The sequence below is a fragment of the Lysinibacillus sp. UBA6686 genome (assembly GCF_002455205.1).
In the GTDB taxonomy this organism is placed as follows: domain Bacteria; phylum Bacillota; class Bacilli; order Bacillales_A; family Planococcaceae; genus Lysinibacillus; species Lysinibacillus pakistanensis.
The window spans coordinates 81,159-106,006 of sequence record NZ_DKJS01000037.1 but is presented as its reverse complement, the minus strand read 5'-3'; the positions used below and the strand labels follow the sequence as shown (position 1 = coordinate 106,006).

Here is a 24,848-nt window from a genome sequence, read left to right as displayed (position 1 = left end):
AGTTGTTTTTCCTTATCCAATTACTATTTTAAAGTACATAAAATTGTCATTATTTAGATGAATTAATGGTTATTTTTTTGAGCTTTGAAAGTTGTAGTCAATGCAAGTAGTAAATATAGAACAATTGTATAGAGGAATAATCCACACATATAGAAAATTGCTGTTGTATTTGTATGAATAGGGGGATTTCCACTATGAGCGTTGATATGGTATTCCTGTTGTTTAAAGCCAAACCAAATACCTGTTAATAGTAGAATCAATAATATAACCGCAAATAGCGTCTTTTTATGGAAAATGAGCCGCATTAAATTTTCTCTGAAAAGAGTTGAAAAAGTGCAGGGGTGTTCAAAAGGTTTATTCCTATCAAATGGCACAATGAAAAAAATCATTAGCCCACTATAAATTAAGATCAGTATAACTAATTCATCAAGCTTCATATTATCCTCCTTTTACTTCGGATATTTCCTACATTTGACTTCTTTCAAACAAAAAAGTTCCATTACCTTCTTAAAAAAGTTCCGTTTATAGATATTTTTGCAGGGATTTTTAAATTTTTATTGAATATTATTTCAATGAATATATTTTTAATGAAGGAGTGTTGACAATGTCATTGCGACATGAACAGAAGGAGCAACGAAAGGCCGTTATTTTAACATCTGCACTAGATTTATTTATACGGAAGGGATATGGGGAAACAAAGGTTGCAGATATTGCCAAAGCTGCTGATATGAGTATGGGATTGCTTTTTCATTATTTCGACTCTAAGGAAAAACTTTATGAAGAGCTTATTCGGATAGGCTGTGAACGACTTAAAATGGATTTTCACTTTACTGATGAATCGCCCTTGGACACGTTTAAGGTAGTTGTTGAGGAGTTATTTAAAATGATTTGTACAAATCCATCTGCTGCAAAAATGTTTGTATTGATGGAAAATGCCCAGCATCTAGAACACTTGTCAGAGGATTTAAAGGAAATGCTTTCTGAAGCAGACAAATTGATAAAAAGGAGTATCCCTTTAATTGAAAAGGGACAATTGTTAGGTGAAATCAGGCAAGGGAATCCAGAAGCCCTTGCTGTATCATTTTGGTGTTCTATACAAGGAATTGCTCAATATATTGCGCTACATCCAGAAACGCCTTGTCCTAATACTATGTGGATTATTTCGATACTTGAAAACAAGGAGGCTAATTGAAGATGAAAACATCCCTTAGAAACATAATGATCTTTATTGTTGTTGTGTTACTATGTGGTTGGTTTGGTGTGTTAGTAGATAAATTGATTCCAGAGCAGCCTCAGGGAGATACTCTTGGTATGGGAATTTGGCTCATATCTCCGCTGCTTGCAACCATCCTGTTACGTTCCTTTGCAGGAGATGGCTGGCGGGATATAGGTTTATTGCCTAATTTTAAGGGTAATTTAAAATGGTATGTCATTGCACTTTTCATTTATCCAGCGGTCACAACTTTAGTACTGTTAATTAGCTATGTATTCGACTGGATGGACTTTTCAGCCTTTAATCTAAGCACTGTACTATCAGTGTTTCTTAGTGGATTACTTATTCAATTCGTTAAAAACTTTTTCGAGGAATCAGTATGGAGAGGTTATCTAACAAGTAAGCTTTCAAATTTAAAGGTGAATGATTTTTGGCTCTATCTAATTGTTGGTGGTGTTTGGGGTGCATGGCATATCCCATACTTTCTTGTGTTTTTATCAGAGAGTGATATCATCAGTGTACTTCCTGTCAATAGATGGCTATTTACAATAATAGGTATCGTCACGATGATTTGCTGGACAGTGATGTACACAGAAATTTACTTAATGACAAGGAGTATATGGCCGCTTGTCCTTATGCATATGACTGAGGATGCACTTGTTAATCCACTTATTCTCGATGGCTATATCAAACTTGCTCAGGGAAAAGAATTTCTCGTTTCCCCATCTGCAGGGATTTTAACTACTTGTCTATATCTCATAGTTGGATGGTTATTGCGGGGGAAACGAAAAAAACTGAGGAGCGGGTATAGAGTAAAATCTACAGAAATAGGTAATGATCAATTTTCAAAACGGTAATTATCTTATATATCACATAATAAAATAGATTAGACGAGTCATAAGTTGAGGTAAACTTTATATTTGAGTGTTGCGATTTTTTAATTGTCGAATTTAATAACCTATGAGCATAAAACTAAATAAACATCAAAAGCCCAAGATAAATTTTTGAACTGCATCTCGAAAGTTTTACATCTAAGATGCAGTTCAATGTGTTTGCTTGGGTTTTTTGATTTATGTAGTTACCTCTTTTAAATATTTAATTGCTTTTGCTTGTATATATTTACTATATCCCTTTTTATACTCAAAAAACGAAACTTTCGGATTTGAACTTTGTATTAATTGGGAAAATAATAAATTTTTAGGAGGTAGTGTGTGTTTAAATCATAAAATGGGCTATTTTTATGAAACTGTTTCAATTATTAATCAAATTGATCCAACGTATTTTTCAAAGAAATAATATTTTCTGTATTTACTGTATACAAATTGTAGTTGTTAAAGCCCATGTCATCACCTTCTATTTCGCAAAAAAATGAAGTATCATCTATCAAAATCTAAACAAAAAGGGGCTGTCCAGAAAGTCCCTTTTTATATTGACAATACATTCCATCTTATCTATTGTTATAGGTAGATTGGGATGATTAAAGTGGCAAAAGTAAGAACCAAAATTCTTGAAGCCCAAGATTTATATGATGTAGAAGACAAAGTAAATACATACTTGGATTATTTACAAGAAGGAACATACATCGATATAAAGTTTTCTACTGTTTTGCATCATAACAACATTAAAACATACACAGCACTTATTGTTTATAAAACTAATTAAGGTCACATCTAACCAGGTGTGGCTTTGCAACTTTATTAATTGTATAAACTTCATTTTAGTCTTACTTTTGTTCCTATTTAAATTAATTTGACCTTCACACAATGTTAAGGTTCATAATATGCGTATCAATTTGAAATAAAAGGAGAGTTATTATGAATATGGAGTTCAATTTTGAAGATTTCCCTAAATTGGAAACAGAACGCTTTATCCTACGAAAAGGAATAGTTGATGATGCCCAAGATATTTTTATGCTTTATTCTGATGAAAATGTAGTTAAGTATATTCCATTAACATTATTTACTTCAGTAGAAGATGCAATATATGAAATAAATTGGTATGATAAAATTTTCAAAGAACAGACAGGTTTAAGATGGGTAATCGAAGAAACTAAAACCCAAAAAGTGATTGGAACATGTGGTTATTTGAATTATGAAAATGAACATAACCGAATAGAAATTGGATATGATTTAAAACCTGAATATTGGGGAAAGGGTATTATGCAAGAGGCTTTAAGTAGCATAATCCATTTTGCCTTTACGTCAATGGGAATTAATAAGATCGAGGCAAAAGTAGAGCCAGAAAATACATCATCTATAAGATTGTTGGAGAAATTAAATTTTTGTCAAGAAGGTATTTTGAGACAACATGAATATGAAAACGGGAAGTATATTGATCTTGCCATATTATCAATTTTGAAAAGTGAATATTAGAAGGTTATGAAGAAGGTCACACTCCAAATGAGTTGTGGCTTTTTATTATGCCATTAAACTATGAAGAATACTAAGCTGTACTTGTATGGGCGTATAACAAGGTTGTAGAGCGTGCTAGTGTGAAGCCTAGTAAATCCATCCCCTGTGGAGGATAAAGCGCACAGGGAACGTTTAGTACCTTTCTATAACTGGTTAGAGGTTCCGCAATCCATAGTGCATAGTGAACCATCGTTAGATAATTGGCTGGAATGGTAAATGAAATCGATGTACCAATAAATGTTAATTTAAGATAATGTTAATCTAAAGAAGGAGGTTATAGTGTTTGAAGAGCATTAAAGGGGGACTATATTTTGAAAAAGAAAATTAGTTTGATAATTACATTTCTAATATGTTGTGGTTTATTAATTACATGTACCTCGAATAGGAAAGTTAAAGCAACTTTTATAGGGGAGATTGAAGAGATGATAAATAATCGGGAAGCTTTTGTTTATGTAACTAAAACTGAAGGTAATCCAGTTTATGGAATAATTTATGTGAATCTTGCAAAGAATCCAGACGAAACATTTCAGGTTGGTGATAAGGTAAAAGTTGGTTATAATGGTAAAGTTCAAGGTACAGTACCACTTACAATTACTACACTTACTATAGAATTAGTTGAGTAATTTCTAAAATAGTAGTTGTATATAGTGTTGCTCTTTGAATAAAAGGACCACTCCTGATGGATGGGAAAAGAGGGGATGAATTGAAAACCATACCATCTATTGAAACTCAACAACGTATGCATGCTTTCTTTATGAAAACGTCAGCTCCACGTATCTATAAAAAACAACTAGAAGAAGAGCAAAAACGTAAAGAAATGGAATCTCAACAAGATACGAATAAAGAAAAGTAATAAAAATAAACACTTGCTACGGCAGGTGTTTTTTTGTAGGCAAAATAAAAAGGACTGGGATATTATTCCCAATCCTACTTGAACATCTTTACAAACATGCCCACCAAAAACATTAATAATTAGCCCCAATTCAGACCCAATATTAGCCCCAAATTAATAATAATTAATACATGATTGTACATTATCGATAAAAAGCAAAAACCCTAGAGAACCTTGATATAAAAGGTTTTCTAGGGTTTTCTAAACTACTCTTTGCAGAGCAATTTAATTAACGAGAGTAGAACTCTACGATGAATGCTTCGTTGATTTCAGCTGATAATTCAGAACGTTCTGGAAGGCGAGTGAATGTACCTTCTTTTTTGTCAGCATCAAAAGTTAAGTAATCAGGTACGAAGTTGTTTACTTCGATTGCTTCTGTTACTACAGCAAGGTTTTGAGATTTTTCACGAAGAGAAATCGATTGACCTGGTTTTACGCTGTATGATGGGATATCAACGCGTTTGCCATCTACTAAGATGTGACCGTGGTTTACTAATTGACGTGCACCACGACGAGTGCGAGATAAACCTAAACGGTAAACAAGGTTATCAAGGCGAGTTTCAAGAAGGATCATGAAGTTTTCACCGTGTACACCTTTCATTTTACCAGCGCGGTTAAATAGAGTACGGAATTGACGTTCGTTCATGCCATACATGTGACGAAGTTTTTGCTTCTCTTGAAGTTGTAAACCGTATTCAGATAATTTTTTACGTTGGTTAGGACCGTGTTGACCTGGTGCGTAAGGGCGTTTTTCGATTTCTTTACCTGTACCGCTTAGTGAGATACCAAGACGACGTGATAATTTCCAAGATGGACCTGTATAACGAGACATAATGTTGTCTCCTCCTTTAAATTTGGTTTTTTTGTTGTAAAACAAAAACCAGTAGTACCCATTCTTATATGCATTTTATTTTCATGTACTTTCGCCTATGCAGCCGTTAGGTTACACAATACACCATCTATTTTGTGGTTATGTGAACTAAGAAGTTATACACCACTTAATAGAGGAATAAAATACAGGTATAAGCTTATACCACTGCTGCGTTTATTTTACACAACCTACATTGTAACTGCTATTGGCATTGGCGTCAATTATTAGACAAACTATTTTTAAAGTGGTCATATAGTAGAAAATTCCTCTCTATACATTTTACACTATCCCGAAATAGTTAAAGATACGGTGAGAAATGTAAAATGTAAAAGTAAAACAGAATTACATAGTCAAAATGACACAAATTATGTATAATATATTATAAGTTAATAGTAATTGATTTGGACGTTATATAGAAAAGGTGATTTCATGACAGACCATTTACAAACGCTAAAATATATAAAATCAGATGTTTTGAGCTTTTGGGTGAGTTCGAAGGAAGAACAAGCCGGTTTTAATGAGTACTTTTATCCATTAAAACAGTGTCTAAAGAAGCACTTGCAAATTGCTAATGCAGCTTTTCTCAGTTTCGAGGGTAATTCCTTAATACCAGTCGAAGAAATGGCTGCCTTGACGATTGAAACAAAACTAAATGCTGTGTCATGGTTAATGATTGAAGCTAGCTTTTATCAACAAAAAGTGGTGAAAATTCCTTATATATTAAAAGAAAAAGAAGCCTATACGATGATGACAGATATGGTGCTTTTTCAAGCAGATGGCAAAAATCCAATTGGAGTGTTACTCGTGGAGGCATCAGATGCTTGGACAGACTTTATGTCCTCGGATTACGGGGATGAATGTGTGGAAACGCTTACGAAGGTTTTACAGATGATTAGAGAAAATCTAGAAGTAAAAGTGAATGAGGATCAGTATAGAAAATTATATAATATGACCGATTTGTTTCATTCCACGATGGATATTGATTTAATTTTGGAAAATGTCTTGAAGAATATTAAGGATAATTTCCCGGAATTTAATGTAGAGCTTATTTTATCGAATGATCAGGACCGCCATACGACTATCGAGATTAAGCTTTTTGATTATTTATCTGAAAGGCCAGCAACGATTGAGGCTTTTGTATCAGGAGAATTGACAACAGAACTTGCAGGCGATTTGAATTGTCGATTATTGAATGCTCCTATAAAAGGGAGACAAGCAATTTATGGCATATTACAAGTAAGTGCACCTACAACATATCTTTTTTCAACGACCGAAAAGGATTTCGTGCGTATGCTAGCACAAGCATCAGGAAATGCACTCGAAAATGCAAAATTATATCATCAATCGCACCGCCTCGTAAGTGACTTACAACTCATCAATGAAACATCACATCGATTAAACATGAGGATTGACATTCATGAAATGTTACTTTTCCTACAAAAACAGTTAATGAAATCTTTTCAGCCAATGGAAGTCTGTTTTGCTTTTAAAAATAATGAAACCTTTGAAGTGACTGGCGCTAGTACAGCATTATTTAACTCACAAGAGGGTATAACATATATCAAACATGTTGAGCAACATTTTGAGCATACCAATGATCCACTATTTATTGCTGATTTTAGCAGATTAACCCCTAGTCAAACTGAATATCGATCAATTATGGCAATCCCAATTTTAATGGAGGAAAAAATAAATGGCTTTAGTATTGTATTACATAAAGAGCCTTATTTCTTTTCATTTGATAGCTTTAAATTAATGCAATCTTTAATTCATCACTCGTCTCTAGCAATTGCAAACTCAATTTTACGAAATCAACTTCAAGAAATGGTAGATTTGGATCATCTAACAAAATTATATGCAAGAAGTTATTTAGATCAGTATGTTGAAAAATCGCTTAAGAACGATAAATCGGGAATGTTCTTACTGATTGATATTGATAACTTCAAACGTGTTAATGATACGTACGGTCATCAAATTGGTGATAAAATTCTTATACAAATTGCCGTACAATTAAAAGAAACAATTGGCACGCGAGGTATTTGTGCGCGCTGGGGTGGGGAAGAAATGTCCATTTATGTGCCAAATATTAATGAAAAAGACGCCATAGAATTGGCAGCAACAATTGTTGCAGTCATTCCCAAAGCTACAGATCCGAAAGTGACTATTTCGGCAGGTCTTATTACTTGGGATGAACAATATCGCCCTGCGTTTCAATCTGTATTTTTACATGCTGATACTGCATTATATCAAGCGAAAAATAATGGTAAAAATCGTTTCTGTATTCATGACCGCGAATCCGTAAAAACCAATGTTTAATGGACTAACACACAGCATCCTTTCTATATAATTGAATTGCCCTGAAATGACAATTGTTAAACCATTTCAGGGCAATTTTTATTTTGATTTCAGTAAATCTTTCCTGTGTGAAAGCCACAAATATTTTTGTACTGAGAGCGAAGCGTCAGGTTCAGTAAATTCGTTGAAATAGAGGAACTTAACTAAGAACTTCACCTGAGTAACATCCATCGTGTTGGCCTAAAGCCCTCGATGGATGTCACAGATTTTGAATAGGCGCTTTTTCAAAAAAATCTGGCCATACTTACGCTGGGGGTAATTGATGCTTTTTATAAATGTAGAAGTAGCGTATTAACGAATAGCTCTAATCCTTCTTGATCATCTTTTGAAAATCGATTAACAATTGGACTGTCGATGTCAAGAACACCTATCACTTCTCCGTTTTTTATCAAAGGGATAACGATTTCTGATTGTGATGCCGCATCACAGGCAATATGTCCTGGAAATTCATGTACATCTTTAACAACGATTGTTTCCTTTCGAGCTACAGTTGTTCCGCAAACACCGCGCCCAGTGGGAATTCTAACGCAGGCAGGTAAGCCTTGGAATGGACCTAACACTAACTCGTCTCCGTGTAAGATATAAAAACCAACCCAGTTAATGTTTGTTAAAAATTGATTCAATAATGCAGAGGCATTGCTTAAATTGGCAATACGATCTGTTTCTCCTGTAAGTAGGGCATCCAATTGTTTAGTCAATGAATGATATTGTTCAGCGATGGGTCCATCATAATGAATTTTCGTAAACATACTAGCACCTCGTTTCAAAGTTATTTATTTTGGAAATATAACATGGTAGTGTTGATGTAAATCAGTGGCACTGTGCGCATCTGAACCAAAAACAGCAGGCAATCCTATAGATTTACTATAATCGATAAAGGCAAATGGTGGATAAGGTTCCTGACAATGTGTTTTACTTAAACCAGCACTATTTACATCTAGCTCATAGCCATCTAGCTTCATACAATCTAAAACTTCTCGAATCCTCTCAGTGTCATCAACTTTCACTTTATGTGCTAGTTGGAACTTGTGAACAAGTGAGGGGTGTCCGATACGTTTAGGCTTATATTTTCCTAAATCTGCTTTAATGGATTGTAGAACCGTATCATAATATAAATGATAAACCTGTTCAACAGAGCCTACCTTTTTAGCAAAATCAATAAAGCTTTCTGGAGAATAATCGATACATTCAAATGTATTTTGCCACGATAAAAAGTGGACTGATAAAATAGAGTCATTTAAATAATGTCCATATGTATCCAAAAATTCACGTGTTTCTTGTTCAAAGCCTTGAATGTAGTCAACCTCTAATCCAATATGAATACGAATGTCTCGTGCATATTGCTTTTGCAGGCTCTGCAAATCATTGAGATAAGACATTAGAAATTCTGGATTCATACCACTATCTTTTTCTGGTGTAGGGTCAATAAAACCTGATGGTAAAGGCGCATGCTCTGTAAACGTAATATCAGTGAAGCAATTAGCAATTGCTTTCTCAATATATTGCTTAAATGTATCAGTAGTACCATGTGGACAATAAGGACTATGAATGTGTCCGTCACGTTTCATTAAATTACCACTCCCTATGTTTTTTAATCAATCAAGATTAAAGCCCCCAGCAGATTTTGAAGAGAAGCTTTTCAAGCGAGCTCGAAAAAATCCGGACGTAATTAATACTATGGCGTAATTGATTATACCTGAGCGTTGTCATACACTTTTCCGAAAAACGCTTAAATTTTAGTACAAAAGGCGAAAACATAGTATATAATAAATACAACTAGCCAATTCGTTTATTGTAGAATAGGAGGCTTACGATGGAGTATATCATCATTCCGGTTGTCCTACTATTAATTTTAGCTATAGTGGGATTTATGATGCGACGAAAACATACAACAATCATTGCAAAGCTTGAAAATGAAAAATTACAAATACAAAACAATCCCATAAATGAGGAAATTTCCAAAGTTAAATCTTTGAATATGAACGGTGAAACAGAAGAGATGTTTGAACGATGGCGTAATAGCTGGGACGAGGTCATCGATGTACATATGACAAAAATTGATTCGCTGTTATTTGATGCAGAGGACCAAATAAATAGACTGCGTTTTAAAAAAGCAACACTCATTGAACGTGAGATAGAGGATTATATTCAAAAGTGTGAACAGGATAAAGATAAAATTTTAGAAGAATTAAATGAATTAATTGGCAGCGAAGAAAAAAACCGTATAGAAATTGAACAATTAAAAGAATATTATCGCTCTGCACGTAAAACCTTGTTAGCCCATCAACATTCATTTGGGGTAGCTTTACCAGCATTGGAAAATAGACTGGAGACATTCGTTCAAAAGTTTGAGGAATTTGATGTACTGACAAGCGAAGGGAATTATTTGCAGGCAAGGGAGATTGTAATCAGCCTAAACCATGAATCTCAACAAACATTTGACTATATCAATGATGTACCAACGATTTTAACAGAGCTGCAAGTAAAGCTACCTGGAGCTGTACAGGAATTGCGTAGTGGTCAGCGTGAAATGGAGGATCAATCCTATTATTTACAGCATTTGGAGCTAGCAGAGGCACTAAATAAGTTTGAAGAAGAATTTAAAACATTAAAAAACGAGTTAGCAGAGCTTAATTTGACAGATGTTAAGCCGCGTGTTGCTGAAATAAATGAAGAAATTGATCGATTCTACGATTTACTGGAAAAAGAGGTTATAGCTAAAAACTATGTTGACCAAAATTGTGATCGCTTACTAAGTTCAATTACCAATGTTATTACTTCAACAAGATTGGTTAGTGATGAAGCGACTTATGTGCAACAAAGCTATCATTTAAATGAAAAGGATGCAGAGATTCCAAAAGTGGCTTTAAAGCAATTAGAGGCATTACAGCGACGTTATGAGTTACTAGCAATACGCGTGAAAGAGGAAAAGTCTGCTTACTCAAGCTTGCAGGAGGAATTAATTGAAATTAGTGATGAGCTTGAACGAATTCATGAGGAACAAGGGCATTTATCAAATACGATGAAAAAACTTCGTATAGATGAGAATAAGGCACGTACACAAGTAGAAAGCCTAAAGAAAGCATTGCAAGAGACAGATCGACTTTTAAATAAAGCCAATATTCCTGGTATACCAGATGAAATGGATGCGCGTTTAGATGAGGCAGCAGAGCATATCTATGTAGTGATGCAAAGTTTGCAAGAAGTACCTCTTAATATGGGAACAGTACATAATAATTTAACGGCTGCAACCCTTTGTGTGGAGGATGTAAAAGAAAAGGCGAATGAATTGATAGAGAATGTAATGCTAATTGAACGAATTATTCAGTATGGAAATCGTCATCGTGTAACAAATCCAAAATTGAATGCTCGTTTAAAAGAAGCTGAAGTCGCCTTTCATCAATTCCGTTATTCCAAAGCACTAGAAGAGGCTGGAACGGCAGTTGAAGAAATGGAGCCAGGCGCTTTAAAACGAATTCAAGAGCTCGTTGCAGAGGAATTCATGTCAAGATAGTTAAGACACAGCCATATAAGAAATTTCATCTGCTGTCTAAAAAGTATACGAATACTTTTTAGACAGCTTTGTTTTTGAAATCAGATGGATACGCTGGTTAGAACATCGAAATGACAGATAAATAAACGGATGAAAAGGAGTGGGGAAATTGCAATTTTTTATTAGGGAAATGACTGTAAGCTATGCGACTGATATTGTAAGTTGGAAATATGAACCACCATATGATTTTTATAACAACGAACATTCTGAGGAATCAATAAAAGAAATACTTGATAATCCATATAAATCAATTGTTAACGACAAAGATGAACTTGTCGGTTTTTTTTGCACAGGAGCATCTGCACAAGTTCCTAAAGGGCATGACTATGGGGCATATCTGAACGAATGTATTGATGTAGGTATCGGGATGAAGCCTGAATTAACAGGGAAAGGTTTTGGTATGGAATTTTTTACATTTATCCTACATCAAATACAACAAAATAATCAGTATCCTCTCCGCTTAACAGTTGCAAAATTTAATACGAGAGCTATTCATCTTTACGAAAAATTAGGCTTTAAAAAAAGCATGGAATTCACAGCAACAAGCGCATTTATAACAATGTTGAAAAAATGAATGTAACGTTTACTTTTGGGCGTTTCCATGAAGTCAAAGTCCCGGCGGATATCACAGGTTTTGAAGATGGATTTTACAAGCAAGCTTGAAAATAATCTGGACGCTTACGCAAAGGCATAAGTGATGAATTAATTTTTCAAGCTAAAATAGTAAAAGTAAATAAAAGAGTGACTTAATTAGAATAATTGTTAAAGTTAGTGGTCAATTGCCCAAGATTGCGTTATGATAAATACCGTTAAATCAACGTTTTGAAAGTGTGTGAATTTTAATGGAAGTAAAAACAATTTATTTAGATAATAGTGCAACCACAAAGCCTTTAAAAGAGGTCATGCAAGCATTTATGGTAGTGAATGAGCAGTATTATGCCAATCCCGCTTCCATACATGCAATGGGTGTTGAAGCAAACAACTTATTAATGCGTGCACGTGAGCAAGTAGCAGATATTTTGCAGACAGAAGCAAAAAATGTGCTATTTACATCAGGTGGTACTGAATCCAATAATACAGCAATTTTGGGTCTGGCTCGCAGCAATACACATAAAGGCAAGCATATTATAACGACTGAAATTGAACATCCCTCTGTTCTAGAGTCCGTTAAGCAACTTGAAAAAGAGGGCTTTGAGGTAGAATATCTGCCAGTGGATCAAAATGGAGTGATTTCATTAGATGATCTTCGTGCAAAAGTACGTAAGGATACCATTTTAGTAAGCATAATGCACGTTAATAATGAAATGGGCGCCATTCAGCCCATATTTGAAGCAGCTAAAATTATTCATAATATGAGCAGGGCTGCTTTTCATGTGGATGCCGTTCAAAGTTTCGGAAAATTACCTTTAGCATTTAACCATGAGGATGGACCTGACTGCATTTCCATTTCAGGGCATAAAATTCATGGGTTTAAGGGCTCAGGTGTGTTAGCGTTTCGGACACATATGAAGTGGCAACCGTATGCACTTGGCGGTGGTCAGGAATATGGATTACGTAGTGGGACAGTGGCTGTTCCGCAGGCTGTCGCTTTATCCAAAGCTGCTCGTATTGCGGTGGAATCAAGGCTGGATCAGGAAAAAAAGTATCGTAAGTGGCATGATGAAATATGTCTACAGTTACGTGAATATGGAGAGGCAGTGCATATTTTATCGACGCCTCAGGGAGCAGCACATATTTTATCCTTTAGCATTCGGGATTTAAAAGGTGAGGTTATTATTAATGCAATGCAAAAACGTCAGGTAATCGTTTCTACATCAAGCGCTTGTTCGTCAAAGCAAACAAAAACTAGCCATGTGGTAGAGGCCCTAAAACTTGATGAGCATTTTAAAAAGGGTGTTATCCGTTTAAGCTTTGGTGCCTATTTATCGGATGAGGATATTGCAAAATTTAAAGATGTGTTAAATGAAGTATTGATGGAACTTAAAGGAGAATAATACAATGATTTGGAAAGAAATTTTAATTCGCTATGGCGAGCTTTCAACAAAAGGGCGCAATAAGATGGATTTTATCCGCCGATTGCGTGAAAATATTCGTCATGCGTTTGCAGATTTAGGACATTTACACATTCGTACAGAGCGTGATCGGATGTTTATCGCTATACAAAATGAAATTCAAATGAATGCTTTATTAGAAGGACTACCTAAAATTTTTGGCATACAATCTTTCAGCCCAGTGGCAGCGTGTGAAAAAGATATTGAAGCTATGAAAAAGCTCGCCATTACAATTATGGATACATTTAAAAATGAGCAGCTTACCTTTAAAGTAGAGGTGAAGCGCACAGATAAAACATTTCCATTAGAATCTCATGCTATTCAACGTGAAATTGGCGGCTATGTTTTACCAAATTACAAAAATCTATCAGTAAAGGTAAAGAATCCTGATATTGAGCTTCGTGTAGAAGTACGTCATGATGCAACTTATATGATGGCACAAGTGATTCCTGGTGCAGGAGGAATGCCAGTAGGTTCTAATGGGAAATCGCTGTTAATGCTTTCTGGTGGAATAGACAGTCCAGTCGCTGGCTATTTAATGATGAAGCGTGGTGTGCGCTTAGAGGCGATTCATTTCTTTAGTCCACCATATACAAGCCAAAATTCATTGGAAAAGGTAAAGGTACTAGCAAATGAATTAACGAAGTTTGGTGCAAGCATTCGTTTACATGTCATTCCTTTTACTGAAATACAGGTACTGATTAAAGAAAAAGTACCTTCAAATGTATCCATGACAACAACTCGCCGTATGATGTTAAAAGTTGCTGATAAGGTACGGGAGGAAATAGATGCACTCGCAATCGTAACAGGTGAAAGCCTTGGACAAGTGGCAAGTCAAACACTTGAAAGTCTTACTGCAATAAATGCTGTAACCAATACACCGATTTTACGTCCCTTGATCTCAACTGATAAATTAGAAATTATCGATATTGCTGAGAAAATTGGCACATACGAAACATCTATCCAGCCATTTGAAGATTGCTGCACCATTTTTACACCTGCAAGTCCAAAAACAAAGCCAAAGCTTGAGAAGGTTGAACATTACGAAAGCTTCTCGGATTTTGATGAATTAATTGAACGAGCTGTGAAAAATAGAGAGGTCTATATTTTCCCGAAAAAAGAACAAGAAACCGATAAATTTGCAGATCTTTTATAACGAGAATGAATTTATATTGATTCAGCAAAAAACTTCTATCTCTATAAATAGCGGAGTGCTTGTAAAGAAAAAAATCTGGTCGTAATTACACTAGATATAAAGTCGTCTCAAAAGCAAATTTTGAGGCGGCTTTTTTTAATTTCCCCTTTTTCCTATGGAGGTACAATTTACCTCTAAAAATTTTGTATTAAAAATCTAATATCGCACATTCTATATTCACAAGGAGGTGAGAGACATGGCTTCAAACAACAACCGCAGTTCAAACCAGCTTGCAGTACCTGGTGTACAACAAGCACTTGATCAAATGAAATACGAAATTGCACAAGAATTTGGTGTTCAATTAGGAGCTGACGCTTCAGCTCGTGCTAACGGTTCCGTTGGTGGTGAAATCACTAAACGTCTTGTACAAATGGCAGAATCTCAATTAAAAGGTATGCCAAACAACAATCAATAATTGCTGAATAAGTAATTATTAAGCTTAAAACCAGTGACCGTAAAAGGCACTGGTTTTAGTTTGCTTACATTTAGTTTAATTATCCTAAATAAAAAATGATTTAAACGTTGCTATTGTCTGGGAAATATCCTCACTATCACAAATAGCAGAAATAACAGCGATACCATCCGCACCAGCATCAATAACTGATTGTCCATTTGAACAATTTATGCCTCCAATTGCAACAATGGGAAGCTCAGGGTTTTCAATGCGTATGCCCTGCAAAAATTTTGTTCCACTTGGCGTTTTCGCATCGCTTTTAGAAGTAGTTGCAAAAATGGGACCAATTCCTACATAATCTGCTCCATATTGTAAAGCAGTTTCCAATTCAGCATGAGAATGAACTGAAACACCTAATATCATCTTTCCAATTTTTTTACGAATTTTAGATACAGGGAAATCCTCCTGACCAATATGAATTCCATCTGCCTTAAGTTTTACTGCAAGCTCTACATCATCATTGATAATAAACGGCACATTATACTGCTGACAAAGCTTTTGACAATGACGAGCAAAATTTTCATATTCTTGTCCTGTTAATGCACGAGGTCCCTTTTCTCGAAGCTGAAACATGGTGATCTCATGCTGTAAAGCTTTTTCAAGAACTTGTATTGGCTTCTGATGGACAACATTACCTGTGCCCATTATAAAATATAGCTGTAAATCATTACGATTCATGAATAATCACCTCACAAGTCTCCTTATAGTTTTGATAGGCAAAATGATTTGTCGGCCCATGCCCATTACCTAGAGCTAAATCATACGTTATTGCTAATTGAATAAATTTTTTTGCTTCGATAATTGCTTCTTTTATAGGAAGACCACTGCCCAAAAAAGCAGTTATGGCTGCTGAAAACGTACAGCCAGTACCATGTGTATTTTTTGATGCAATACGAGGAGTTTGCATAGAAAAAGAATGTCCATCTTTAAAAAATATATAATCAATGGCAAAATTCTTATCTGCTAAATGACCTCCTTTTATAATGACACATTGTACTCCAGTTTGTAGCAAGAGCTTGGCTACTTCTTTTATATCAGCTAAAGTGTTAATTTCTTTGCCAGTAAGCGTTTCGGCCTCTGGAATATTCGGAGTCACAATGGTTGCCACTGGCAGTAGAAGATTAATGATAGCATCAATGGCATCTTGTTGTAATAAGCTTTCTCCGCCCTTTGCAATCATCACAGGATCTACAATAAGTGGAACTTTGGTATTAGCCATTATCTGTGCAATAGTTTGTATAATGGCTGATGAAAATAGCATGCCTGTTTTCATAGCACTAATTGGGAAATCCTCCAATAGTGACTGTAGTTGTTGCTCAACAAAGCTTGCCTCAATGGGCATTACCCCTGATACACCAAGTGTATTTTGTGCGGTCAAAGCTGTAATGACAGAAGTTCCAAACACCTTTAATTCCTGAAAGGTTTTTAAATCAGCCTGTATACCAGCACCGCCGCCACTATCAGATCCAGCAATTGTCGTAACAACCTGCATTATCGTTCACCGTCCTTTGAAAGACGATATAGTTCATTCAATACAGCAATTTGAAAATCACCGATGTATTGTGTAGTAGAACCAGCTTGTTCAGCAATTTTTTTATAACATCTTAGTACATCTACTAATTGGTTATAGGGCTGATTGTCGGATACAAAAGCAGCGCAACAAATGGCACTTAATAAGCAGCCAGTACCGGTGACCTCTGTCATATGAGGATTTCCGCCTGTAATCCATTGTTGGTGATTTCCATCAGTTATGAAATCTTTTTCACCTGTGACAATCACTATACAATGATACAACTGAGCAATTCTTTTTGCTTCATTCTCTAAAGAAATTGAACCTGTTCCACTATCTACACCTTTTTGCTGCCATTTTACGTTGGCAATTGCGGCAAGCTCTCCAATATTGCAGCGAATTACTGCAAATTCAATCTCTTCTAACAGTTGCTTTACGGTTTGTTTTCGGTAGGTCGTGGCTCCAGCGCCAACTGGATCTAACACTACAGGTATGCCAAGTGCATTGGCTTTTTTTCCTGCAAGTATCATGGATTCTTTCGTTTTGTCATTAAGGGTACCAATATTTATCAATAAGCTTGAGGCAATTGCAACCATTTCCTCGACCTCATCATTGCCATCAGCCATAACTGGTGAGGCACCGATTGCTAAAAGCCCGTTTGCTTGAAAATTTGCCACTACATAATTTGTAATGCAATGAATTAGTGGGCTTTTTTTACGGATAGTTTGAAAAACCATTTTAAGTCCTCCTTTGTTGGATGGACGTAAGCGTGCAAAAAAGGCTCTTTTTTGTGCAAAAAATACACGCAAAGAGCCTTTCATCAATGAATTAGATGTGAATTGCTCCCTACGTCAGTATTAACTAACAGGTTCAAAGGGTCAGGTTTTACCTTCTCAACTCCTAATGAGTCCCCCTGCAATCTTGCTTTTAGTTGACCAAAATGTACCATACTTTTCTTTCCTGTTCAATAGATAGTTTTTATCTTCATTAGCAAATGTAGTTCTGTAGCGACAGCTACAATTACACCTAGGCGAAATTGATTGATGAACGTGACTGATGCCATATAGCAAAGTATGATAGTTGTCATGACTTTTCTAAAATAGAGTGCGAACCATTGAAAATGATAAAAATGGAGTTTTATAATGAGTCATAGCATAAGGGAGGCATTTGCCATGAAAAGACAGGATTTAATTGCACCTGAATGGTACAATATTACAGAGGAAATTGAAAAATATGCAAAGGATGCAAACAAGAATGCGCTCATTATTTATGATGAAAATGATGATGTTCAGTTTATTACATACGCACATTTACTGGCAAAGGCAAATCAGGCAGCACATGTTTTTACAAAACAAGGTTTAACAAAAGGTGATGTACTTATCGTGATGGTGCCTAGATCAGTAGAAGCCTATATTGTCTATATTGCTGCTCTAAAAGCTGGTATAACAATTATTCCTAGTTCAGAAATGCTAAGAGCGAAGGATATAGAATATCGTATAAACCACGCTCATGCAAAAGGCATTGTTGCATATGAGCCATATATTGAGCAATTTGATAACGTGAAAAACTTACAGGGCTTGCAGCAATTCGTAATAGGCACTGCTCACGAACCTTGGCAGTCATTACTTCAAAAAATGCAAGAACAACCAACAGACTACATAAGTTCAACGCCAACGAAAAGTTCAGACAAGGCATTTTTAGCTTATACAAGTGGTACAACAGGCAATCCTAAGGCAGCAGTACATACACATAGCTGGGGATTTGCACATTTACGAACAACAGCTCCAAATTGGTTAGGCGTACAGGAAGATGACATTGTTTGGGCTACGGCAGCTCCAGGTTGGCAAAAATGGATTTGGAGTCCATTCCTCGCTACATTAGGAAGTGGTGCAACCGCATTTGTGTACAAAGGCAAATTTAATGCAGCAACATATCTTACACTTCTTGAGAAATTCAATATTAATATTCTGTGCTGTACACCAACTGAATATCGATTTATGGCTGCACTAGAAAATTTACAAGATTTTAATTTAGAAAGTGTTCGTGAAGCCGTCTCAGCAGGAGAACCTCTAAATAGCGATGTAATAAAAGTGTTTGTGGATACTTTCGGTTTACAGGTAAGAGATGGCTATGGGCAAACTGAAAATACATTACTGGTTGGAACAATGGTAGGTATGGAGGCTAGAATTGGCTCAATGGGAAAACCAACTTCAGGAAATAAAGTAGAAATTATAGATGATTTTGGAAATCCTGTTGCAGTTGGAGAAGTAGGTGATATTGCCGTTCATCGTGAAACGCCTGCGTTATTTAAAAAATATTTACATGACCCTGAGCGTACCAGTTTACAATTTAGAGGAGATTGGTATATCACTGGTGATCGAGCATATAAAGATGTAGATGGTTATTTTTGGTTTGAGGGGCGAGGAGATGATGTTATTATTTCATCTGGCTATACAATAGGACCCTTTGAAGTAGAAGACGCTCTCATCAAACATGCTACAGTAAAAGAAGCGGCAGTTGTAGCAAGTCCAGATGAAGTTCGAGGAAATATTGTAAAGGCATTTGTGGTACTTAATGATGGAGAGTTAGGAAATGATAATCTTATTAAACAACTTCAAAATCATGTAAAAGCTTTAACAGCACCATATAAATATCCTCGGGCCATTGAATTTGTAACAGAATTGCCAAAGACTTCTTCAGGCAAAATCCGTCGTATTGAATTGCGTCAACAAGAAAAAAATAAATGTAATATTAAATAGTTATAGATTTACTTTTTGTCGAAAAATAATTTCCTAGGAAATAATGTCGAAAATCAAAGTTCATGAATTTTTATTGAGCTTTGATTTTTTTATGATATTCGGTAATATTAATTAGCAAACTTTTAAATAGTATTGCAAAAAAATGAAACATATTAGAAAGTTATTCGTATAACGTGTAGAGGAGGCGGAAAGACATGAATGTAAAAAGGTGGACTGCTTTAATTATTGCAGGTGTATTACTTGTATTTTCTTTAGGTATCAACACTGTATTTGCAATTTTTAAATCAGATTTATTTGGTAATTTTGACAGCATAATGGCTGGAAATGATTTGTCAGTTATGGAGACAGTTATCGAAAATGGTAATATGGATAAGCGGATAGCCTATTTAAAGATTGATGGAGCAATACAAGATATTGGCTCAAGTTCGTTATGGCAACCAGTAGCATATGACCATCAATTCTTTTTAGAGCAATTAGATAATATTTTAAATGATGATTCGATACAAGGTATTGTTTTAAGTGTCAATTCACCAGGTGGTGGTGTTAAAGAATCTGCAGAAATTTATAAAAGACTATTAAAAATTAAAGAAGAGCGACAAATACCAATTTATGTTTCTATGGATTCAATGGCTGCATCAGGAGGTTACTATATTTCAGCACCAGCCGATAAAATATTTGCACAACGTGATACAATAACAGGTTCAATAGGTGTCATTATGCAATCAATTAATTATCAGGCTTTGGCAGAAAAAGTTGGTATTAAGTATGAGACGTTTAAATCTGGTGAGCATAAGGACATGCTAAGTCCTATGCGGGAAGTAACAGCAGAAGAGCGTGCCATGATGCAGGATATGATTAATGAATCATATGAGGAATTCGTTGATATTGTTGAAAAAGGACGTAACATGTCTGAAGCAGAAGTTAAAAAAGTTGCTGATGGTCGAATACTTAGTGGTACAAAGGCACTTGAATCTGGCTTAATTGATGAAATTGGGGATCAGGAAGCTACGATTACTGCATTACGCGAAGATTTTGGTTTACAAGATGCTGAATTATTTGAGTATTCATATGAAATGGGTGGCTGGCAGTCATATGTTGGCATGAAGATTGGATCTGTCTTTGGTCCATCTACTGAGGAAAAAATGCTGATGAAAATCATGACAGATTATAAAGCACCGAAAATGATGTACTTATACGGCGAATACTAAGGGGGGAGCACAATGACAAACCATGAAATTGTTATGCAAGGTTCATCCTCTCTCAGTAATACGTTACTAATTGATCAATCCGAAAAAACAATCATGAATAAAAACTATGCTAAAAAAACAGCAGGATTTTGGATCCGTTTTTGGGCATTTTTATTAGACGGATTTATCATTACAGCAGTTGGTGGCATTTTCATTAACCCAATTTTTTATGTAATGGATTGGTCATTATCTGAAACAGTATGGTATGCACCCATTTCAATAATCACTGCTATCCTCTATTATAGTTATTTCGTTCTGATGACAAAGTTTTTTGGGCAAACATTAGGGAAAATGGTATTTGGATTACGTGTGGTTTCACTAAAGCATGATAAACTTACCTGGTCTGATGTGATATTTCGTGATTGGATTGGGCGAATAATTTGTAATATTTTTATGCCACTTTATATTCTTGTCGTTATTTTACCTGACAATAAAGGTTTACATGATTTCTTTGCGGATACAACTGTTGTGCATGAAAATACGTTTATTGAAAAGGAATTAACACAACCTCCACCCCCAATCAAAGAGGATAGTCTTACAACTGAACCTCTCATAGAAAAAGACATAGACATTCTTGAAGAAAAAAAAGAGGAATAGCAATTGGAGCTGTCTCAAGTAAATGGGGCAGCTCTTTTTTAGGTGCCTGAAATTGAATTACGGAGTTGTCTTAGTTGCAAACAATTCCCTTCATTTAGTAATATTATGTACATATGATGATTAGGAGGCGTTTATATGGCACAAGTAACATTTAAAAATGGTCCAGTAACACTTATTGGTAACGAAGTAAAGGTTGGAGATCAAGCACCAAATTTCACAGTATTAGCGAACGACCTTTCACCTGTTACATTGAAAGATTCTGAGGGGAAAATTCGTTTATTTAGTGTTGTACCATCATTAGATACTGGTGTGTGCGATGCCCAAACACGTCGTTTTAACGAGGAAGCAGCAAACTTAGGAGACAATGTTGTAATTTATACAGTATCTGTTGATCTTCCGTTTGCTCAAAAACGTTGGTGTGGTGCTGCAGGGATTGATGCTGTTCAAACAGTTTCAGATCACCGTGACCTTTCATTTGGGGAAGCCTACGGGGTATACATCCAAGAATTACGTCTTCTAACGCGTGCAGTTTTCGTGGTGGATGCTAATGACAAAGTGACATATGTGGAATATGTACCAGAGGCAACAGACCATCCAAATTATGAAGCGGCGATTGAAGCTGTCAAAGCACTAGCATAAAATACTGCTTTTAGGCTAAGATATTACTAGACAAAGGGGCTGTGACAAGGTTTTGTCACGGCTCTTTTCTGCGTGAAAGGAAGTTATCTATGGAAAATATTGAGAAATTATTTGGTATGCTTAATGAACATGCTGAGAAAATAGAAAAAGAACAAGATATTACTTTGCTTGAAGGAGTTTTGGATGGTTTAGAGGCGTGGCTAGATGGAGTAGTTGATTTTTCTCAAGAAGGTGCAACTAAGGAAGATGTACGAAAAGCAGTTCAAATTGCTATCTTAAAGGGTATGAGAAAAGGTTCTCAGCCTAATCATCAAATGACACCGGATACACTTGGTCTATTAGTTGGCTATTTTGTGGAGCAGATTTTTGCAGATCGTCTAGCAACAGAAAAAATCGCGATGTTGGATCCTGCGGTTGGTACAGGGAATTTACTACTAACAGTTATGAATTTATTAGATGGAAAGATAGAAGCTACTGGTGTCGAGATTGATGAGCTGCTTATTCGTTTAGCCGCAGCAACAGCTGATTTGACAGAGCAGCCTGTGTCATTATACCGACAAGATGCTTTAGAGGATTTATTAGTAAATCCAGTGGATGCAATTGTTTGTGATCTACCAGTTGGTTATTATCCGAACGAGGAAGTGGCATTGAATTATGAATTGTGTCCTTCAGAAGGAATGAGTTTTGCACATCACTTGTTTATTGAGCAGTCCATTAACTACACGAAGGATGGGGGCTATTTATTCTTCCTTGCACCATCCCATCTTTTTGACTCAGAGCAATCTAAGCAATTGCATAAATATATCCAGAAGCATGCTTGGATTCAAGCAATTATTCAGCTGCCCGATACAATGTTTGCTAACAAAGCCCTTGAGAAAAGCATTGTTATTTTGCAAAAGCAGGGGCAGGAGTTTAGGGCACCGAAAGAGGTATTGCTGGCAAAGGTACCAAATATGCAAAATAAACAAGCGCTAGCGATGTTCTTTGAAAAAGTGAAAATGTGGCGCGAAGATAAATAATTAAAAAGGTATCCAAAATTGGATACCTTTTTATGTACTAATTATTTTTCTGGCGTACGGATAACAAGTACGTCACATTTTGCTGAACGTACAATTGCTTCAGATACCGAACCGATTAGGAAGCGTTCTACTGCGTTTAGACCAGTTGCACCACAGATGATTAAGTCTGCGTCTACGATGCTAGAAAGCTCTTTCGTAATGATATTTTTTGGTGAGCCATATTCAATTACAAGGTTAATGTTCGTTAAGCCTTCATCTTCAGCTTGTTTTTTGTAACCATTTAATAATTCTTCAGAGAATGCTTGAGCACGCTCGGCAATTGAACGATCATAAGCTTCGATTGCAGCAAAAGAACGTGTATCAATAACATTTACTAAGTTTAACACAGCACCTTCGTTACGTTTTGCCACGTCAATTGATTTACGGAATGCGTATTCTGCTTCCTTAGAACCGTCTACTGCAACTACAATGCTTTTATAATGATTAGCCATTTGAATTACCTCCCTGATTTATATATTCTGATTATACCAAATGATTTTCTAAAGGAAATACTTTCCGAAAGAAAAAATGTGAAAAAGTGAAGGCTTTTATTGTGAAACTGCTAAAATATCAATTTCCCTCATATAGTTTTGTCCAAAGAACTGTACTTCCAACTTGAAATCCATTATAAAAACGAAGATTACATTTCGTTAATAGAAACGGTGAGTGTCCATTTTTTGAATACCAACTTAAAATGTAGTATTAGTAATTTGAAAATTTTGTATTTTGGAAATGTTATTAATTTTAGCTGTAATCGCTTTATTTAAAGCATTATTTGATTATTTTTGGTAATATGGAAGGGCAAGGGGTGCATCAATACGGAAAAAATCGTATTTACAAAAATGATGCTAATTTCTTAGGCAATGGAAGGGGATAGGAAAGATGAAAATTGGTATTCCAAAAGAGATTAAAAACAATGAAAATCGTGTAGCAATGACACCCGCTGGAGTTGTTACATTAACACATGCTGGTCATGAAGTGTTCATTGAAACAGGTGCAGGCTTAGGATCAAGCTTTACAGATGCAGACTACCAGGCAGCAGGTGCTCACATTGTTGAAACAGCAAAAGAGGCATGGTCACAAGAAATGATTATGAAGGTAAAAGAACCTATTGCATCAGAATATGACTACTTCAAAGAGGGGCAAATCCTATTCACTTATTTGCATTTAGCACCAGAAATCGAACTAACGCAAGCTCTTTTAAATAAAAAAGTTGTTGGTATTGCTTATGAAACAGTTCAATTAGCAAATGGTTCCTTACCACTATTAACACCAATGAGTGAAGTTGCAGGTAAAATGGCAACGCAAATTGGGGCACAGTTCCTAGAGAAAAACCATGCAGGAAAAGGAATTCTACTTGGCGGTGTATCTGGTGTACCACGCGGTAAAGTCACTGTTATTGGTGGTGGTATTGCTGGAACAAATGCGGCAAAAATAGCTGTTGGTATGGGCGCAGATGTAACAGTAATTGATTTGAGCCCAGAGCGTTTACGTCAATTAGAGGATTTATTTGGTCGTGATGTTCAAACATTAATGTCTAATCCTTATAATATTGCGGAATCTGTGAAAAACTCAGATTTAGTAATTGGAGCAGTGTTAATTCCTGGGGCTAAGGCACCTAAGCTTGTTTCTGAGGAAATGATTAAGTCTATGCAACCAGGCTCAGTAGTTGTTGATATTGCAATTGATCAAGGTGGAATTTTTGCAACATCTGATCGTGTGACGACACATGATGATCCAACCTATGTTAAACATGGTGTCGTACACTATGCAGTAGCAAACATGCCAGGAGCTGTTCCTCGTACTTCAACTATTGCTTTAACAAATAATACAATTCCTTATGCACTGCAAATCGCCAATAAGGGATATAAACAAGCATGTCTTGATAATCCTGCATTGAAAAAAGGTGTAAATACGTTAGATGGACAACTTGTTTATAAGGCGGTAGCTGATTCTCAAGGTCTGCCATTTGTTGATGTAGATGAATTACTTCATTAATTAATTGAAAAAGCAAAAGGAAGCAACTATGAGAAAACTCATGGT

Annotated in this window: 26 protein-coding genes and 1 riboswitch; of the genes, 18 read left to right on the top strand and 8 right to left on the bottom strand. The window is 35.7% G+C overall.

Annotated elements, in window-relative coordinates:
- Positions 1–62: 62 nt before the first annotated feature.
- On the bottom strand, positions 63–437 hold the full coding sequence (locus B2R82_RS09670) for a hypothetical protein (RefSeq protein ID WP_286924645.1): 375 nt from the start codon (positions 435–437) through the stop codon (positions 63–65).
- A 167-nt stretch (positions 438–604) separates the two neighbouring features.
- On the opposite strand from B2R82_RS09670, the gene B2R82_RS09665 reads away from it, so the two are divergent.
- From B2R82_RS09665 to B2R82_RS09640, 6 genes are all read left to right on the top strand, one after another.
- Positions 605–1,192 (top strand): TetR/AcrR family transcriptional regulator, encoded by a 588-nt coding sequence (locus B2R82_RS09665; RefSeq protein WP_286924644.1) that lies wholly within the window; start codon positions 605–607, stop codon positions 1,190–1,192.
- Positions 1,193–1,194: 2 nt separating this feature from the next.
- Positions 1,195–2,070, top strand: coding sequence for a CPBP family intramembrane glutamic endopeptidase (locus tag B2R82_RS09660; RefSeq protein WP_286924643.1), 876 nt, complete (start codon positions 1,195–1,197; stop codon positions 2,068–2,070).
- 625 nt (positions 2,071–2,695) lie between these two features.
- Positions 2,696–2,875 (top strand): sporulation protein Cse60, encoded by a 180-nt coding sequence (locus B2R82_RS09655; protein WP_286924642.1) that lies wholly within the window; start codon positions 2,696–2,698, stop codon positions 2,873–2,875.
- Positions 2,876–3,027: 152 nt separating this feature from the next.
- Positions 3,028–3,585 (top strand): GNAT family N-acetyltransferase, encoded by a 558-nt coding sequence (locus tag B2R82_RS09650; RefSeq protein WP_286924640.1) that lies wholly within the window; start codon positions 3,028–3,030, stop codon positions 3,583–3,585.
- A 350-nt stretch (positions 3,586–3,935) separates the two neighbouring features.
- A complete protein-coding gene (locus B2R82_RS09645; protein ID WP_286924639.1) occupies positions 3,936–4,247 on the top strand; it encodes a hypothetical protein in 312 nt (103 codons plus the stop codon).
- Between the two features lie 56 nt (positions 4,248–4,303).
- Complete coding sequence (locus B2R82_RS09640) at positions 4,304–4,477, top strand: hypothetical protein (protein ID WP_286924637.1); 174 nt, start codon at positions 4,304–4,306, stop codon at positions 4,475–4,477.
- Between the two features lie 268 nt (positions 4,478–4,745).
- On the opposite strand, the gene rpsD is transcribed toward B2R82_RS09640, so the two are convergent.
- Complete coding sequence (gene rpsD / locus B2R82_RS09635; RefSeq protein ID WP_054770899.1) at positions 4,746–5,348, bottom strand: 30S ribosomal protein S4; 603 nt, start codon at positions 5,346–5,348, stop codon at positions 4,746–4,748.
- A gap of 468 nt (positions 5,349–5,816) precedes the next feature.
- Between rpsD and B2R82_RS09630 the strand changes: the two genes are divergently transcribed.
- Positions 5,817–7,703, top strand: coding sequence for a sensor domain-containing diguanylate cyclase (locus tag B2R82_RS09630; protein WP_286924636.1), 1,887 nt, complete (start codon positions 5,817–5,819; stop codon positions 7,701–7,703).
- A 308-nt stretch (positions 7,704–8,011) separates the two neighbouring features.
- Here the strand turns inward: B2R82_RS09630 and B2R82_RS09625 are convergent, their stop codons facing one another.
- Together B2R82_RS09625 and hisJ are read right to left on the bottom strand one after the other, a co-directional pair.
- Entirely contained in the window at positions 8,012–8,491 is a 480-nt protein-coding gene (locus B2R82_RS09625) for a GAF domain-containing protein (protein ID WP_286924635.1), read from the bottom strand.
- Between the two features lie 24 nt (positions 8,492–8,515).
- Positions 8,516–9,310: a histidinol-phosphatase HisJ gene (hisJ, locus tag B2R82_RS09620; RefSeq protein WP_286924634.1), complete on the bottom strand. Its 795-nt coding sequence runs from the start codon at positions 9,308–9,310 to the stop codon at positions 8,516–8,518.
- Between the two features lie 245 nt (positions 9,311–9,555).
- On the opposite strand from hisJ, the gene ezrA reads away from it, so the two are divergent.
- The 5 genes from ezrA to B2R82_RS09595 all read left to right on the top strand — a co-directional run bounded on the left by ezrA (position 9,556) and on the right by B2R82_RS09595 (position 14,956).
- Positions 9,556–11,256, top strand: coding sequence for a septation ring formation regulator EzrA (gene ezrA / locus B2R82_RS09615; RefSeq protein ID WP_286924633.1), 1,701 nt, complete (start codon positions 9,556–9,558; stop codon positions 11,254–11,256).
- A gap of 139 nt (positions 11,257–11,395) precedes the next feature.
- The gene (locus tag B2R82_RS09610) at positions 11,396–11,869 is read left to right on the top strand and encodes a GNAT family N-acetyltransferase (RefSeq protein ID WP_313373024.1); all 474 of its coding nucleotides are present in this window, start codon (positions 11,396–11,398) and stop codon (positions 11,867–11,869) included.
- Between the two features lie 268 nt (positions 11,870–12,137).
- Positions 12,138–13,289 carry a cysteine desulfurase family protein gene (locus tag B2R82_RS09605; protein WP_286924631.1) on the top strand — a complete coding sequence of 384 codons (1,152 nt, stop codon included), beginning with the start codon at positions 12,138–12,140 and terminating at the stop codon, positions 13,287–13,289.
- Between the two features lie 4 nt (positions 13,290–13,293).
- Entirely contained in the window at positions 13,294–14,502 is a 1,209-nt protein-coding gene (gene thiI, locus B2R82_RS09600; RefSeq protein ID WP_286924630.1) for a tRNA uracil 4-sulfurtransferase ThiI, read from the top strand.
- Positions 14,503–14,737: 235 nt separating this feature from the next.
- A complete protein-coding gene (locus B2R82_RS09595) occupies positions 14,738–14,956 on the top strand; it encodes an alpha/beta-type small acid-soluble spore protein (protein ID WP_012295642.1) in 219 nt (72 codons plus the stop codon).
- An 84-nt stretch (positions 14,957–15,040) separates the two neighbouring features.
- Here the strand turns inward: B2R82_RS09595 and thiE are convergent, their stop codons facing one another.
- From thiE to thiM, 3 genes are read right to left on the bottom strand one after another with little or no spacing between them, the layout of a single operon-like run.
- Positions 15,041–15,673, bottom strand: coding sequence for a thiamine phosphate synthase (thiE, locus tag B2R82_RS09590; protein ID WP_286924629.1), 633 nt, complete (start codon positions 15,671–15,673; stop codon positions 15,041–15,043).
- A complete protein-coding gene (gene thiD, locus B2R82_RS09585) occupies positions 15,663–16,487 on the bottom strand; it encodes a bifunctional hydroxymethylpyrimidine kinase/phosphomethylpyrimidine kinase (RefSeq protein ID WP_286924627.1) in 825 nt (274 codons plus the stop codon). Before thiD ends, thiE begins: the two co-directional genes overlap by 11 nt.
- Positions 16,487–17,242, bottom strand: a complete 756-nt coding sequence (thiM, locus tag B2R82_RS09580; RefSeq protein ID WP_286924625.1) for a hydroxyethylthiazole kinase — start codon at positions 17,240–17,242, stop codon at positions 16,487–16,489. The genes thiD and thiM overlap by 1 nt, the downstream gene beginning before the upstream one ends.
- An 89-nt stretch (positions 17,243–17,331) precedes the next feature.
- Positions 17,332–17,430: riboswitch (TPP riboswitch) on the bottom strand.
- 247 nt (positions 17,431–17,677) lie between these two features.
- Here thiM and mbcS point away from each other — a divergent pair.
- The 5 genes from mbcS to B2R82_RS09555 all read left to right on the top strand — a co-directional run bounded on the left by mbcS (position 17,678) and on the right by B2R82_RS09555 (position 22,766).
- Positions 17,678–19,264, top strand: coding sequence for an acyl-CoA synthetase MbcS (mbcS, locus tag B2R82_RS09575; RefSeq protein WP_286924623.1), 1,587 nt, complete (start codon positions 17,678–17,680; stop codon positions 19,262–19,264).
- A 194-nt stretch (positions 19,265–19,458) separates the two neighbouring features.
- The gene (sppA, locus tag B2R82_RS09570) at positions 19,459–20,472 is read left to right on the top strand and encodes a signal peptide peptidase SppA (protein ID WP_286924622.1); all 1,014 of its coding nucleotides are present in this window, start codon (positions 19,459–19,461) and stop codon (positions 20,470–20,472) included.
- Positions 20,473–20,484: 12 nt separating this feature from the next.
- Positions 20,485–21,108, top strand: coding sequence for an RDD family protein (locus B2R82_RS09565; protein ID WP_286924620.1), 624 nt, complete (start codon positions 20,485–20,487; stop codon positions 21,106–21,108).
- Positions 21,109–21,243: 135 nt separating this feature from the next.
- A complete protein-coding gene (gene tpx, locus B2R82_RS09560) occupies positions 21,244–21,747 on the top strand; it encodes a thiol peroxidase (RefSeq protein WP_054770901.1) in 504 nt (167 codons plus the stop codon).
- 89 nt (positions 21,748–21,836) lie between these two features.
- Complete coding sequence (locus B2R82_RS09555; RefSeq protein WP_286924619.1) at positions 21,837–22,766, top strand: class I SAM-dependent methyltransferase; 930 nt, start codon at positions 21,837–21,839, stop codon at positions 22,764–22,766.
- A gap of 41 nt (positions 22,767–22,807) precedes the next feature.
- On the opposite strand, the gene B2R82_RS09550 is transcribed toward B2R82_RS09555, so the two are convergent.
- On the bottom strand, positions 22,808–23,257 hold the full coding sequence (locus B2R82_RS09550; RefSeq protein ID WP_283869160.1) for a universal stress protein: 450 nt from the start codon (positions 23,255–23,257) through the stop codon (positions 22,808–22,810).
- Positions 23,258–23,687: 430 nt separating this feature from the next.
- Here B2R82_RS09550 and ald point away from each other — a divergent pair, with 430 nt between their 5' ends.
- Positions 23,688–24,803, top strand: coding sequence for an alanine dehydrogenase (gene ald / locus B2R82_RS09545; protein ID WP_286924618.1), 1,116 nt, complete (start codon positions 23,688–23,690; stop codon positions 24,801–24,803).
- Positions 24,804–24,848 lie beyond the last annotated feature (45 nt).